This is a genomic window from Dysgonomonas termitidis (assembly GCF_042654545.1).
GTDB lineage: Bacteria > Bacteroidota > Bacteroidia > Bacteroidales > Dysgonomonadaceae > Dysgonomonas > Dysgonomonas termitidis.
This window is the reverse complement of sequence record NZ_JBHSGN010000169.1, coordinates 48058-63997: the sequence shown is the minus strand read 5'-3', so window position 1 is coordinate 63997 and position 15940 is coordinate 48058. Positions and strand designations below refer to the sequence as shown.

At 39.2% G+C, this 15940-nt stretch carries 9 protein-coding genes; all 9 read left to right on the top strand.

The annotated features are described in order from the left end of the window. Positions 1-52 precede the first annotated feature (52 nt). The 9 genes from ACFO6W_RS25480 to ACFO6W_RS25440 all read left to right on the top strand — a co-directional run bounded on the left by ACFO6W_RS25480 (position 53) and on the right by ACFO6W_RS25440 (position 15935). The gene (locus tag ACFO6W_RS25480) at positions 53-631 is read left to right on the top strand and encodes an RNA polymerase sigma-70 factor (protein ID WP_380001840.1); all 579 of its coding nucleotides are present in this window, start codon (positions 53-55) and stop codon (positions 629-631) included. Positions 632-781: 150 nt separating this feature from the next. Continuing rightward, complete coding sequence (locus ACFO6W_RS25475; protein WP_380001837.1) at positions 782-1762, top strand: FecR family protein; 981 nt, start codon at positions 782-784, stop codon at positions 1760-1762. Positions 1763-1925: 163 nt separating this feature from the next. Then, entirely contained in the window at positions 1926-5462 is a 3537-nt protein-coding gene (locus tag ACFO6W_RS25470) for a SusC/RagA family TonB-linked outer membrane protein (RefSeq protein WP_380001835.1), read from the top strand. Between the two features lie 12 nt (positions 5463-5474). After that, the gene (locus ACFO6W_RS25465; RefSeq protein ID WP_380001833.1) at positions 5475-7235 is read left to right on the top strand and encodes a RagB/SusD family nutrient uptake outer membrane protein; all 1761 of its coding nucleotides are present in this window, start codon (positions 5475-5477) and stop codon (positions 7233-7235) included. 26 nt (positions 7236-7261) lie between these two features. Further along, positions 7262-9433 (top strand): right-handed parallel beta-helix repeat-containing protein, encoded by a 2172-nt coding sequence (locus ACFO6W_RS25460; RefSeq protein ID WP_380001831.1) that lies wholly within the window; start codon positions 7262-7264, stop codon positions 9431-9433. A 50-nt stretch (positions 9434-9483) separates the two neighbouring features. Further along, positions 9484-11253: a glycoside hydrolase family 3 protein gene (locus ACFO6W_RS25455; RefSeq protein WP_380001829.1), complete on the top strand. Its 1770-nt coding sequence runs from the start codon at positions 9484-9486 to the stop codon at positions 11251-11253. A 23-nt stretch (positions 11254-11276) separates the two neighbouring features. Next, positions 11277-12563, top strand: coding sequence for an SGNH/GDSL hydrolase family protein (locus ACFO6W_RS25450; RefSeq protein ID WP_380001827.1), 1287 nt, complete (start codon positions 11277-11279; stop codon positions 12561-12563). A gap of 102 nt (positions 12564-12665) precedes the next feature. Continuing rightward, the gene (locus tag ACFO6W_RS25445; protein WP_380001825.1) at positions 12666-14048 is read left to right on the top strand and encodes an alpha-L-fucosidase; all 1383 of its coding nucleotides are present in this window, start codon (positions 12666-12668) and stop codon (positions 14046-14048) included. Between the two features lie 51 nt (positions 14049-14099). Continuing rightward, positions 14100-15935 (top strand): glycoside hydrolase family 97 protein, encoded by a 1836-nt coding sequence (locus ACFO6W_RS25440; protein ID WP_380001823.1) that lies wholly within the window; start codon positions 14100-14102, stop codon positions 15933-15935. Positions 15936-15940 lie beyond the last annotated feature (5 nt).

Here is a 15940-nt window from a genome sequence, read left to right as displayed (position 1 = left end):
CAAATATATCTGTTATGATTAGGATCAAAAATTGCATTTAGATTAGACAGCCATGAATGAAAAAGAAAAATTGCTATTGCTTTCACAGGGAAGTAACGAGGCATTTGAACACATGTATTACCTTTATAGTGGAAAGTTATATAACTTTATAATGAAATTGACACAAGGGAATAATCATGTGGCAGAAGAATTGGTACAACGTACTTTTATTAAAATATGGGAGCAGCAAGAAAAAGTGGATCCCGAAAAGTCGTTTTTGTCTTTCTTATGCACCATAGCAAAAAACCTTTTGCTCAACGACTATGAACATGAAGCCGTCCGGTTTATATATGCCGAATATATAAGGAAAAGTGAAAATCTACGCTATGATAATGTTACAGAGAAAGATATTGACCGCAAATTGTTGGAGGACCTGATAGATCAACTCACAGAAGATCTACCACCCAGACGAAAAGAGATTTTTGTTTTGAGCCGCAAGTATGGTTATTCAAATAAATCCATTGCCCGGAAATTACATCTCTCGGAGAGCACAATTGAAACACAGTTAACGAAGTCTCTGGCGTATATGAAAGATAAACTTAAATATTACAGCAGTTATGTTATATTTTTATATATGTTTTTTTATTTTTAGATAGTGGAAAAGAGCACGATAACTGTATATTAAATATAAACAAGGACAATAGTTACATATTATTTATTATAATTGTCTGATACATTTATATTTAATACGATTGATAATAAGGATTGAGATCTTAGAACAGCAAAGAATAATGGCTTATATATGAGACCAGAAGAATGTGTAAAACTTTTTGAACGTTATGTACATGGCAAAGCATCGGATTTGGAAATTGGACAATTGATCGAATGGATAAAAACCAATCCAAAATTTTCCTCTTGGCTGGAGCAACAGATTGAAGATTCGTCTTCCGATATTGACGCTTCACTCCAATATAAGATGTTACGCAATATACGACAGGCAGTTCCGGTGCATAATGAGCTTCCACAATCATTCAATCATAAGAAAAGATGGTGGCTGGCAGCTGCCAGTATAGTCCCTATACTGATTGCTATAGGCTCATATTTTTACTTTTCTTCAGAAAATAAGTCTCCGGACAAACCTTTATCGCCATATACCTTCACTGTCGAACAAGGACAAAAGGCTTCTATAGTTTTACCTGATGGGACGAAAGTTTGGCTCAATTCAAAATCAAAACTAACATGTACTACCGGCTTTAATATAAAGGATAGGGAACTGGATCTGACAGGAGAAGCTTATTTTGAAGTAGCTCATAATAAAGACATGCCTTTTCGGGTGAAATGTAACGGTATGTCAGTCGAAGCATTAGGAACTGCATTTGTAGTGAAAGCCTATGACGAAGATGAAACTGTATCTTCTGTTTTAATAAATGGTAAGATAAAAGTGGGAACTGCAGGAGGGCAAGTTATCTTATCGCCTAGCGAAAGAATAGAGTATCATAAGAACTCTCATAAAAACGAGATAAAATATATCATAAATGCATCAGACTTTACCGGCTGGCGGGATAATGTATTGCGCTTCGAAAATGAATCTTTAAAAGAAATAGCTAAAGATATTGAACGAACATATAATGTCAAGATAATATTTGAGGCAAAAGGTATAGAAGACCAGTATTTTACCGGTACGATTAATAACACTAGCCTCGAAAGCATGTTAAATGTATTGGGATTAGCTTCATCCTTGAAATTCCGGATAGAAGATCAGCAGGTTATACTATTCAAATAACGAAAATTAACACATTAGTCCGGAAGGGCAACCTAAACCAGTTTAGGTTGTCTTTTTTTATCTGAAGATGTTAAAATTGAAAATGCAGTAGTGTTTTTTTAGGTCTGGCCTGTATATCTAGTAAGAAAGTATTTTTAACCTTTTAACTTTAAATTTAATACGTATGAGAATGCAAATCAATGACTCTACGGGAATCAGATGGCGATACCTGATTATATTGCTTATCTTTTTCCCTGCTTTTATGAGCGCGCAAATCAGTCTCGAGGTAAAACAGCAGCCATTAAAAGAGATACTAAAACAGATCGAATCCAAAAGTGAGTACCGCTTTTTCTATAGTGAAAGTCTCAAAGGACTGGATATACGGTGTAGTGTACACGTAGATAATGTGTCTATAGACAAAGTTATGTCGCAGATTCTTTCCCAGACTGATATCGACTATAAGAAAGACAAGGCCAATCTGATTGTTCTCTTCCAAAAGTCAAAGCCGCAGGAAATAATAGAAGAAACACAAGAAAAAAGAATAGGCCGTAAAGTTACAGGTTTGGTAAAAGATGAAGAAGGGCTTCCATTACCGGGGGTGAGTATAACAATAAAAGGAGATAAGCAAGGAGGAGTAATGACCGATGCAGATGGGGCTTTTACATTGCAGGGCATAGATGATAACTCAATCTTGCAGTTCTCATTTATAGGGATGAAGAAACAAGAGATTGCAGTAAGAAGACAAACAACGATAGATGTCATACTCCAGAATGACGCTATTGCCCTTAACGAAGTGGTAGCTGTAGGATATGCTACACAAAAAAGGGTAAACGTAATCGGGTCTATTGCTACAATCAGTTCAAAGTCATTAGACAGCAGGCCGGTAACAAATCTATCGTCAGCTTTGGCCGGATTGGCTACAGGAGTATATGTCCGTAATACATCCGGTAAACCAGGCGCTGATGGAGCTGATATCCTGATCCGGGGAACAGGAACTTTAAACAACACGGCTCCATTAGTTATTGTTGATGGAATTGTAGGATCGACCACAGGTGTAAATCCGAATGATGTAGAAAGTATTTCAGTACTGAAAGATGCAGCCACTGCTGCCATATATGGCTCTTTGGCATCTAATGGGGTAATATTAATTACAACAAAAAATGGTAGCCAAGGAAAAATATCCGTAACCTATTCGGGTAATGTATCTGCTACCAAACCGAACAATTTGCCGGGTTTTGTTTCCGATTATGTAACTCACATGCAACTCGTCAATGAAGGTTATTCAAATATCGGACAAACTCCGGTATATACCGATGCAACCATAGCCCTGTGGAAAAATGCAAATGCAGACCCTAATGGATTGACCGCAGAAGGCATTCCGAATTATGTCGCATATCCGAATACTAATTGGGCAGAAGAGGTATTTAGCAATAAACTTCTTCATAATCATAATTTGTCTTTAAGGGGCGGTAATCAGAATACACAATACCTATTGTCTGCCGGCTATATGAACAATCCGGGAACCATGCCTAATACAGGGGCAGAGCGGTATCAGCTTCGTATAAACCTGCAATCAAAAGTCGCCAGCTTCCTTACTGTTGGAACACAGACTTTTGGGTCTGTACAGAACTCAAGTGTTGTTGATATGAATACTGTATTTCAATATCTGACAGCAACTGTACCCGGAGTCTATCCGAAATATGGAGGTAAATACGGTTTTCCTTCGGCTAAGGAAGAATCTGTAACAGCAAATAACCCTTTGGCTTCATTATATTCGCTGGACGGAGACAATGCTGTCTCTTTATTAAATACAACCGTCTTTGCTAACTTCGATATTGCTAAAGGACTGAGAATGGAAGCTAAAGCACATTACGACAATTCTTTTACGGAAAACAATATTCACCCCGTACCTCAGGAAAGATGGAACTTTGCGGCTAATGCAATCGGCAGTGCGGCTGCAAGCCCCAGCCAGTTGTATACCCAATATTCATTATATAAAAGTTATAATGTGATCTTGGATAATGTATTAAAATACAATACAACCATTGCCGGGAAACATGACATTGGAGGTTTAGCCGGATATAATCAACAGTATTTTAAATTATATAACTTCTTGGCAAGAAAAACAGGGTTGTTAGACTCTTCATTAACTACGTTGAATACCGCGAATACATTAACAACTATTTCCGGTGATGCTTATGACTATGCATTAAGGTCATTTTTTGGGCGGTTAAACTATGTATATAATCAACGGTATCTATTCGAAGCAGTCCTCCGTTATGATGGTTCTTCAAGATTTTCAAAAACCAGCCGATGGGGATTTTTCCCTGCCTTTTCCGGAGGGTGGAGAATCTCGGAAGAATCCTTCATGCAGGGTTTCAATAAATATATAGATAATCTGAAATTACGTGCGTCATGGGGTAAAACCGGGAATAATGCATCCGGGAATTATGATTACCAGGCTACTTACAATACAACGCAATATTCCTTTAATGGTAGTCCGGTCAGCGGACTTATTCAAAAAAAGAGCGCGAACCCAAATCTGAAGTGGGAAACGACGACAACAACAAACTTAGGCTTAAGTGGTACCCTTTTAAATGGGGCATTAAACTTCGAATTCGATGCTTACCGGGGCTTTACCGAAGGAATCTTATTTATTCCGACTATACCGATTACAGCAGGAACAGCAACAGCAGCTACCCAAAATATTGCACAAGTATCCAAAAAAGGGATTGAATTCACCCTTGGATATAATGGGCACTTCAATGATTTCAGATATAGTATATCCGGAAACATCGCTTATAACACGAATAAAGTGAAAAAATATAAGGGTCAGCTACAAGAAAGATATATAACTGATGCAAGTGGCAATCAGGTATATACTTCAAATTTAGGTTCCGTTTCGACAGGTACGACACAACGTATACTGGAAGGTCATAGCATCAACGAATACTATCTCTACCCAATATATAAAGGTAATGGAAGCTATACTAACAACGACGGCTCGGTGAATGTTAACGGAGGGCCTAAAGATGGTATGATCAGAACCGAACAAGATATGAAATGGCTACAGATGATGCAGAATGCTGGATATATTTTCCAACCTTCGGGAGATATAAGTAAATCAAAAATATGGTATGGTGACTTAATTTATGCTGATACTAATGGTGATGGTATTTATGGAAATACTTACGATCAGAAGTTTACAGGAAAAAAAGCAACTCCATCTATTAACTATGGATTCAATATGAATTTTTCATATAAAGGCTTTGATATGTCCATGATATGGGCCGGCAGTGCAGGTATGTCGTATTACTGGAATGAATTGTATATGAATCAGTCAATCGTTGGATTGGGAAAAGCCGTGCCGACTTTGGTTGCGAATGATCATTATTATTATAATGAAGCAAACGCATCAGATCCGGCAAATAATATTAATGCCCGTTATCCCAGATTAAAGACCACCGATCCTCAAAATACGAGAGCTAGCGATTTTTATTTATATAATGCATCTTATTTAAAACTAAAGAGCTTGCAATTGGGATACACTATTCCCGAACGATTGACTAAAAAAGCATTAATGAGTAATGTTCGGATCTTCATCGGAGGTGAAAACCTATTAACTATAACAGACTATCCAGGTATTGATCCCGAAGTTGGAGCAAGTATCAGTTATCCGACAATGAGGCAATATACACTGGGATTAAACATTACTTTCTAAAAAAATAAGGACATGAAACAAATATTTATATTTTTAAGTTCAATAATTTTGATGACAGGGTGTACCAGCGATTTACTCGATACATCACCTTATTCGGCTATATCATCCGAAACCATGTGGACAACCGATAATCTGACCGATCTTGGTATTTCCGGGGTTTATGCCGCATTGAGACTTGGTAATGGTAGCAGTAGCACTACTTCTCCATACGAACTGTACGAAACCGACAGGTTCGGATTTACCGGACAGTGCCGATTTGACGAACCATTGCTAAGAGGAACTATAACTCCCAGCGATGCGTTATTTTCCAGCATGTGGCAGAATTTTTACGAAGGAGTTCAACGTGCTAATGATGGGATTAAAAATATCCCTCTAAAATCACCATCTATTGAAACAAAGAAAGCAAGGTATGTTGCCGAATGTAAGTTTTTCAGAGCATATTTCTATTACCGGTTAAATCAATTATACAAGGGCGTACCAATTTATCTGGAGCCGTTTGTCGCTGATGAAGCTACAAAGGCCAGGTCTTCGGAAGACGAAGTCTGGAATCAGGTTGTAGCAGACCTGACCGACTGCATAAGTGAAGTAAATCTGCCGGATAAATATGCAGCCGGATCAGCTGACTATGGGCATATTACAAAAGGTGCGGCTTATGCATTACGGGGAAAAGTATATATGTATCAGCAAAAATGGGATCTTGCTGCAAAAGACTTTGGTAAAGTAAAGGATTGTGGATATTCTCTTTTCTCAGACTATAAAACGCTTTTTACAGCTGCAAATGAACAATGTGCTGAGATGATATTTACAATTCAAAATATAGGTCAGCAAAATTACGGGGGATCAGTTCAGCTGTATTATGGTAGCCGTTCAGCCTTTACCTCCGATTGGAATTATTACATGCCAACCCCTGACCTGGTCGATCTGTATGAAAATAAGGATGGCTCTAAATTCAACTGGGGTAATATTATTCCCGAATATTCAAGTTTAACTGTTGCCGAAAGGGAGGTCTTTTTCCTTAGAGATAATCTGACTGCTGCTGAACAAAGTGCTGCGGCATTAAGAGGAGCTAAAATGAGTTTATATTTACCAACAGGTAATGAGGCACGGATATTAAAAGCTTATGAAAACAGAGATCCGCGTTTGGCTGCAACCGTAATAACCCCTTACTCTACATTTGTAGGAGCATACAATAATACCGCAACAGTAGCTATTGCGACTATGAGATGGCCATATAGGGCTCAGGCATTAATTAATGGAGACTTACAAACCGATACTCAAAACTATTTTTACTATCTGTATCGCAAATTTGTGATCGAAGGTGTAACAGGTATCATAAGCCGGGATTACGGTCCGATAGATATGCCTGTAATCCGTTATGCGGATGTACTGCTTTTGTGGGGCGAAGCATTGAATGAACAAGGTCTATTGACCGAAGCCATAGACAAAGTAAATGAAGTCCGCCAAAGAGCTGGTGTTGCGCTCTTAAACTCTAATATAGCAACTACAGTAAGCGGACAAGCCGATTTGAGGGTACGTATTCAAAACGAACGAAGTATCGAATTTGCAGGTGAAGGTATCAATTATTTCGACCAGCTACGCTGGAAAATATGGAAAGAACGCACATTCTATGAGGGAAATGGGAGTAAACAAGTGTGGGGAGGTATAGTTAGCCCTTATTCATTCAAGGGAGATTATATTTATTCGTGGCCAGTACCGGCTTCGGAGGTCCAAATAAATCCCAATTTGAAACAGAATGACGGATGGATTAACTAGTTATTATCCATTTAAATCATTTACTTATGAGATTTATTTTAATCGCTATTTCTTTTCTCTTTGCCGGACAGCCTGTCGTAGCCAATCCTATAAAAGAGTTCTACATCTCCTCTAATGGGGGTAAACCCGGGAATACAGGGACTATACAAAAGCCATTCATATCTTTGAGTGAAGCGAAGAAGGCAGTGCGTGCATACAAAGAGAAGGGTAAGGCTGGGAAAATAATAGTATGGATAAGAGGAGGTACTTATGAACTGACTGAAAGTTTTGAACTGACAAAAGAAGATTCAGGCTCTGAAACTTGTAATATCTCCTATAAATCCTATGCGAAAGAAAGGGTAATAATAACGGGAGGTCGAAAGATCTCCCCTAAAGTGATAAAACCTGTCACTGATTATTCTCAAAAAGAAAGGTTTATCGATCAAACTGCCCTTAGCAAGATAAGAGTGATCGATCTCAAGGCTTTAGGCCTTTGTGATTATGGACAGACTCGAATAACAGGGTTTCGCAGATCGTATGTCAATCCTGCAATGGAGTTGTTTATCAATGGTCACCCTTTTCATCTGGCACGATATCCAAATAAAACCATGATACGGATAAAGCCTGAAGATGTGATAGATGCAGGCATGATTGATAAGGATTTTTATCCAGGGACAATTCGTTTTGATAAAGACAGGACTGTTCTTTGGAGTAAGGCCTCTGATATTTTTACCTGTGGCAATTATAAATATGCCTGGGCCACCGACCAACTCAGGGTAGAGGATATTGACTCTGATACAGGAGAAGTAAAATTTGCGGATGCTCATATGTTTGGTATTTCGGGAGAGAATGAGTGGAATCAATATTACTATTTCAACCTCATGGAAGAGCTGGATGATCCGGGGGAATACTATATCGAGCATGAAAAAGGGCTGTTGTTTTTTTACCCTTTTACGGAGGTGAAATCTACTGATACAATAATAGTCTCTCTGTTGGAAGATCCTTTGATTACCTTGAAGGATGCCAGTTATATTGAATTTAAAGATATTTCTTTTGAAGCAGGACGCGGTATAGGGATATATATGGAAAATACCGAGTCGAATAAAATTGAGAACTGTACTATCAGGAATATGGGGATTGTGGCCGTTTCTATCGGAAAAGGAAGTAAACCTGCAACAATCTATTGCCATCCGGATGAAGCAACCCCGTTCTTACCCAAGGAGAAGCTTTCGGGAGGTCTTGGCAGCCTCTATGATTATTTATATGAGAACACTACTTTCGACCGGGATGGAGGAAAGAATAATGGTATAATAAATTGTCTGATCGAAAATACAGGTTGTGGAGGTGTTAGTATAGGGGGTGGTAATCGCTTGGCATTGGAAAAAGCTGGAAATTATGTTTATAATTGTGAATTTACGAATTGCGGGCGTTTGGATTATTCTTATAAATCCCCTGTCAATATGGACGGAGTCGGAAACAAAATTCAACACTGCCAGTTCAATACCTGTCAGGCAACAGCTATATACATTCATGGAAATGACCATATAATAGAGTATAATGTCATAGATGGAGCCTGTAAATTTATGGACGACCAGGGAGCTGTCTATTTAGGGCGTGACCCATCGGAATTAGGAACCATTATTCGCTACAATTTCTTAAAGAATATAGGAAATATAGGAATTACCATGGGCGTATACTTCGATGACGGTGCTTGTGGAACACAGTTATACGGTAATGTATTTTATAAAGCCGGCACACGAAACGTTCTTATAGGGGGAGGTCAATATAATAAAGTTGAGAACAATATTTTTATTGATTCTGAAATGGCAATACATCTGGACAATAGGCTCGAAAGCTGGGCTAAAAACTGCCTGTTGCCTAATGGTATATTCGAAATAAGGCTGAATGCCGTGAATTATCAAAAAGAACCTTTTGCCAAAGCATATCCTGAGATGATACATTATTTCGAAGACAGCCCTGCCACTCCAAAGCATAATGCCATTCAAAATAATGTTTTTGTACGGATGAAGCTGATTCATAGTGGAGAAAAAGAATGGGGGCCTGTCCTAGATCAAAATTTGATTACAGATCAGAATATTGGTTTCGCCAGCGAGGAAAATTTAGATTTTTCACTAAAGAGCAATTCTGTTGTTTTTAAAAAACTTCCGGAGTTTAAGGCGATTCCATTTAATAAGATAGGTCGCATAAAGAAAAAATAAAATATTATTATACCCATCTGTTCAGAGGGTATTTAAAAACTGATTATTACATGAAGCATTTATCACTTATTGTATTAATAATTGTTAGTTTATTGGTTTTTAGCTGCAAAAAGAAATCTACCGGTGGTGAACCTATCCCTTTCAATCAGAAAGTAGAATTGTCATTATCCGACACAACCTGGAGATCATTGACTTTGCGGCAAAAGATTGGGCAATTGATGTTGATGCTTCCCGATCGGCAAAAAGAGCTGGAACTCGGAAATGGTTCATTAGCTGCCTATTTTGAAAGGTATCCTGTATCCGGATTTTTCATGGGTTGGAAGTTATGGGATGGCGTACAACGCGATCAATATCTGGATCATATAAAAAAAGCATGTGGCGAATATCAACAGGCCAGTAAATTGCCTCTGATTTTTCAGGAAGATTATGAAAGCGGCGTAACATTACCTGGAATGACATCTTTCCCGAACGAAATGGCTCTTGGCGCTGCAAACTCAACCGAATTGGCTTATCAGTACGGAAAAACAGTTGCACAGGAAAGTAAGTCAGTCGGAATAAAATGGGTATTACATCCTGTTGCCGACCTTAATATAAATCCTTTTAATCCGGTTACAAATACCCGAAGCATTTCTGACGATCCGGATAAGGCGATCCGCTTGTTGAGCCAGCAAATCAAAGGATTGCAAGACAATGGGGTAGCTGCAACAATCAAACATTTTCCGGGCGACGGAGTCGATTATCGTGATCAGCATTTACTGACTACGTGCAATTCGTTACCATATGATGTATGGAAAGAGCATCATGGAAAAGTTTTTAAAGCGCTGATAGATGGGGGAGTCAAATCTATAATGCCCGGGCATATCACATTGCCCGGATATCAGAAAGAAAAGAAAAACGGGCATTATTTGCCTGCAACTTTATCGAAAGAATTGCTGACCGGTTTACTAAAAAATGAAATGGGATTTAAGGGTGTAGTAGTCTCTGATGCAATGGTAATGGGTGGTTTCCGCGGGTGGTATGACAATCTTCTCGAGGGAGAGGTACAGAGTTTTCTGGCAGGTGTCGATGTACTATTATGGCCATCTTATGAATTTATGGATACGCTCGAAGCCCGCATTCTGAGAAAAGAAATACCCGAAGAAAGACTAAATGACGCAGTTAGCAGAGTATGGAACTTCAAAAAAGGGTTAGGCTTGCTGGAGAAAGATATAAAACTAATACAGCCAATGACACCTGAAGAAAAGACATTAGCTCGATCTGTTTCTGATAAAATTTGTGAACGGGCAATTACTTTGATCCGTGACAAAAACAATGTACTTCCTTTGGACAAATCGAAAGATAAAAAAATCCTGGTTGTAGGAGTTACACCTATTAGCCGGAAAGGAGGGGACTCATCACTTACAAGAATGAGATCATTTAGTGATTCACTTCGTCAGAAAGGATTTGAAGTTGATTTCCAACATAATATTCTATATGAGACACAGGATTGGACAGAATCGGTAACCACCCGCTACGATCGCATACTGTTCCTGATAGATCGCCATATGCATGCGCCATTCGGCCCGCTGGAGTTTTGGGATGATGAAGCTCAAACCGTCTGGGGAATTAACGCGATGCCCAAAGACAAACTTATTGTCATATCATTGGGAAGTCCTTACTCTATTAATGAATATTTTGAACGGGTCAATACCTGTATCAATGCATATTCAAATACGACGGTAATGCATACAGCCTTGATAAAGGCCCTGACCGGAGAGATTGAAATGAAAGGGATCTCCCCTGTTAATCTGGATATACAAAGTAAATTTAAGTTATACTGATTTATTAAAGAAGTTTGGTTAGGATGAAGAGAGTAATAAACTATTTCGTTGCTGGTATTATTTTAGCCGGATTGTCTGTTACGGTATATGCACAGACAGCAGACAGTCCGGATTTTGTATCCAGGGAATTACAGATCAGGGGAGGATTGCCAAATTTCATGTCAAAAGCCAATAAGAGTAATTCCCTCAGAATTGCATATTTGGGAGGAAGTATTACAGAACAAAATGGTTGGAGGATTTATTCGCTTGAATGGTTTAAACAACTTTTTTCAAAAACAGAATTCATTGAGATCAATGCAGCCATAGGAGGGACAGGTTCTGATCTTGGGGCCTACCGTTTAGAAGATCAGGTCTTAAAGTTCAGTCCTGATCTGGTTTTTGTAGAATTCTGCGTAAATGATAACGGAGTTTCTCCAGGAAGGATAATTCGTTCAATGGAAGGGATAGTCAGGCAGATATGGAAGAAAGATCCAACAACGGACATATGCTTTATATATACTATTATGGAAGATTATTTGGCTAAGGAAATAGCTGGAAATTTACCAGAATCGGTTGAACTAATGGAGCAAATAGCCGACAGATATGCGATACCTTCTGTTAATTACGGAAACGAGGTATGCTATCAGATCCATAACAAGCGCCTTGTTTTTAAGGGAAAGTCCAAAGAAATAGCTGGAATTAAAGTATTTAGTCCTGATGGCGTACATCCATATCCGGAAACGGGACAAATGATTTATCACGAGGTATTAACACGCTCATTAAAAAAAATGATACAGAGTTCGGCACAACAGAGCCGGCCGCATATGTTACCTTTCCCAATCGATCCGGAATGCTTTGTCAACACCCGGATGGTAGATATCTCTCAGTTACATTTAGGGGAAGGGTGGGAGGTACTGCCTGTAAAAGATAATCCACTTTTCTCAGAATTTACAAAACACTTAGAGAAAATAGGGAAGGCTACTCTCGGTTCCAAATTAAATTTTCGGTTCAAAGGCACATCATTTGGCGTATTTGATGTTATCGGCCCCGGATCCGGCAAGGTCGAGGTGATGATAGACGGAACTGTTGTTGACACGATAATGCGTTTTGATGCATATTGTACCTATTGGCGCAAACATTATTTCATTATCGACCAATTAGAAGATACTACGCACGATATCACTATACGGGTATTGCCCGGTTCGTTTGATAAAAGCCTGATTCTATCAAGGCTCAATCGTAGCATGAAAGATCCTGATGAATATAAAGAATATAACTGGTATGCAGGTAAAATTCTGATTGATGGTATCTGTCTATCCATACGGGAATGAGCAGTATATAATCATTTGCATTTATTGAAATATTTATATTAATTGATTTGGGAAAGTTAACGAAAGGTGTAAAGCTCAAATCTGATTTATAAACTTTTACTTATGAAAAAAACATTTTTTATTTCTTTGATTTTATCGTTTAGTTTACATTGCGGATATGCTCAGGTATATAAGCCAACCTGGGAATCGATCGATAGCAGACCTGTTCCTGAATGGTTTTCGGATGCTAAATTTGGAATTTTTATTCATTGGGGATTATATTCAGTTCCGGCATGGGCGCCAACAAAAGGTCCTGTATATGAAAAATACTCGGAATGGTATTGGGCCCGGCAAAATCCTAAGGACAAACCTTTCCCCGCGTTTACGGAGTTTCACAATTCTGTATATGGAGCTAAAACAAGTTATACCGACTTTGTGAGTGACTTTAAAGCGGAGATGTTCGATCCGGCCAAGTGGGCTGAAATTTTTAAGCAATCGGGAGCAAAATATATTGTCCTAACATCCAAGCATCATGATGGTTTCACCTTATGGCCATCCGAACAGGCCTGGAATTGGAATTCTGTAGAAGCAGGTCCTCATCGCGACTTAGCAGGAGATCTTACTCAAGCCGTGAAACAGGCAGGTTTGCATATGGGATTTTACTACTCACTATACGAATGGTACAATCCCCTCTATAAAAAAGATCTGCCGAAATATGTTTCAGATCACATGATCCCTCAAATGAAAGATTTGGTAGACCGCTATCGTCCTGAAATATTGTGGACAGACGGAGAATGGGAACAAACAAGTGATCAGTGGAAGAGTCCTGATTTTTTAGCCTGGTTATACAATGAATCTCCTGTGAAAGAAACAGTGGTAGTAAACGATAGATGGGGAAAGGAAACACGAGGTAAACACGGCGGATTCTACACCACAGAGTATGATCTGGTTGGAGATCTGGCTGCTGATCGCGTAAAATTCGGGCATCCTTGGGAAGAGTGCCGGGGTATCGGAGGCTCTTTCGGTTATAATCGTAACGAAAATCTGGAAGATTATGAGTCATCCGAATCATTGATCCGTATTCTGATCGATAAAGTCTCTATGGGAGGTAACCTGTTACTCAATATAGGGCCAACAGCAGATGGACGAATCCCTGTTATTATGCAGCAGCGATTGAAGGATATAGGCGATTGGCTTTCCATAAATGGAGAGGCTATCTATGGTACCCGTGCATGGAAAAATACAATTAAAGAAAAAAAAGGGGAAAATATCTTTTTTACCGCCAAAGGAGATGATCTGTATGTTATTGCTACCCAATGGCAGAATCAGCCGATCAAGGTGCAGGGCGTAACCAAAGCAAATACAGTTTCGATGTTAGGATTCAAAGGAAAAATCAATTATAAGGTTTCAGAAAATACGATCACAATTAATTTCCCGCAAGTTTCTCCTTCTCATAGCCTCAGTAAATATGCCTGGGTATTGAAGATAGCGGGCGGAGCCAAATAAATTATAATTTATAGATAAAGGATAAATGAAATATTATATAAAACCAAAAATATGAGAACGAATCATATTCTCTTTATTCTGTTGGTGCTACTAATATCGGTTGCGTGCAGGGATAATAGTATTATATCCGTTAAAAGCCCTGGAGAAAAAGTAGTAGCAACGGTCGATCTTTCCGGCAATCGGGTGAAGTTATCCGTATCTAAAAACGGGAATACAGTGCTGACGGATTGTTCGTTAGGGTTGCTTATCGATAGTGTCGATATTGGGACAGAGGCTTCCCTTGCTGATAAAGTAAGAGAAAAAACTATCAATGAAGAATATCCGCTGCATGGAAATCATAGCAAGGCGGTCAATCACTGTAAAGAAATATCAATCCCACTGAAATATCAAAAACTGAATTATCAATTGCTTATAAGAGCGTATGATGATGGTATAGCTGTAAGATATATTATACCCAATGCAAAAGGCAAAATAATAAACAGTGATAATACAACTTTTTATTTACCGGATTCAGTTCAATGTTTCTGGGCAGATTATGCAGATAGTAACGAAGAATTGCATAAAGAATCTAAATTTGGAGACATTCCGGATAATCATGCGATTGCGGCCCCAGTCACTGTATATACCGGTGTGAACTACCTTGCTTTCAGTGAAGCGGAAGGTCTCGATTTTCCGGACATGAGCTGGATAAAACGAAATGGACGGATCAAAGCGAATTTCACAACCAATCCGGATGGATGGGAAAGCCGGAAAGATACCATTATATCACCTTGGAGATCGGTTATTTTAGCTGACGACCTCACTCAGTTAGCCAATAGCGACCTAATTACTAACTTATGCAAGCCTCCTCTTTCCGGCACTGATTTTAGTTGGGCTAACCCGGGGCGTGTATTGTGGCAATGGTGGAGTGTAGGAGCTCCTCAATTCGCAGATCAGAAACAATGGTATGATGCCGCTGCCCGGCTCACATGGGAATACTATCTGGTCGATGATGGCTGGCGGGATTGGAAACAGCCGGGTAAAGATCAGTGGCAATGCCTGAAAGAGGTTATTAGCTATGGCGACTCAGTTGGAGTAAAAAGCATAGTATGGGTCAACTCTGAAGAGATGCGGGACAGAGAGGGTATTCGAAAATATCTGACTAAAGTAAAAGAGGTTGGAGCAAAAGGTATTAAGATAGATTTTATTCCTTCCGGAACACCGGAAATCATGCAATGGTACGAAGCTGCACGTGAGGAAACCTATAAACTGCAGTTAATGTGTGTATTCCATGGTTGTGTAAAACCCTCCGGATTACAAAGGACGTGGCCTCACGAAATGACGCGCGAAGCTGTACGTGGTAATGAATATCAGATTACCCGCTACGACAGGTTGATGCCCCAGGATCAGGATGTAATTATTCCGTTTACCAGATTTCTTATAGGCCCTGCCGATTATACGCCTGTTATATTTGACAGGAGAGAACTCAGAGGATACACATGGGCACACGAATTGGCTCAGGTTATAGTTTATTACTCTCCATTAACACACTTTGCGGATAACTACCGGAATTATTTGGGTAATCCGGCAGAAGACATGCTGAGGGATATACCTGTAGTATGGGATGAAACAATTGTTTTGCCGTGTTCAGATATTGGTAAGGTTGTTGCTTTTGCCAAAAGAAAGGGTACTGAGTGGTGGATTGGTGTAATGAATGGTAAAGAAACGTCGGATATTTCATTTTCACTCGACTTCTTAGCGGGTGATGCTACTGCATTTATCCTTTCAGATAATAAGAACGATACTCCTGATTCCTTTATTTACGAAGAAAAGGAAGTCAGTAAAGGAGACTTTGTCTCCATGCAGTTGCAGCCTGGTGGCGGATATGTGATGAGACTGAAAAATTAGTAATA

Coding starts and splice junctions, on each gene's coding strand:
- ACFO6W_RS25455 (WP_380001829.1), top strand. CDS start 9,484: ATGAAGCATTTATCACTTATTGTATTAATAATTGTTAGTTTATTGGTT.
- ACFO6W_RS25440 (WP_380001823.1), top strand. CDS start 14,100: ATGAGAACGAATCATATTCTCTTTATTCTGTTGGTGCTACTAATATCG.
- ACFO6W_RS25470 (WP_380001835.1), top strand. CDS start 1,926: ATGAGAATGCAAATCAATGACTCTACGGGAATCAGATGGCGATACCTG.
- ACFO6W_RS25465 (WP_380001833.1), top strand. CDS start 5,475: ATGAAACAAATATTTATATTTTTAAGTTCAATAATTTTGATGACAGGG.
- ACFO6W_RS25450 (WP_380001827.1), top strand. CDS start 11,277: ATGAAGAGAGTAATAAACTATTTCGTTGCTGGTATTATTTTAGCCGGA.
- ACFO6W_RS25460 (WP_380001831.1), top strand. CDS start 7,262: ATGAGATTTATTTTAATCGCTATTTCTTTTCTCTTTGCCGGACAGCCT.
- ACFO6W_RS25480 (WP_380001840.1), top strand. CDS start 53: ATGAATGAAAAAGAAAAATTGCTATTGCTTTCACAGGGAAGTAACGAG.
- ACFO6W_RS25445 (WP_380001825.1), top strand. CDS start 12,666: ATGAAAAAAACATTTTTTATTTCTTTGATTTTATCGTTTAGTTTACAT.
- ACFO6W_RS25475 (WP_380001837.1), top strand. CDS start 782: ATGAGACCAGAAGAATGTGTAAAACTTTTTGAACGTTATGTACATGGC.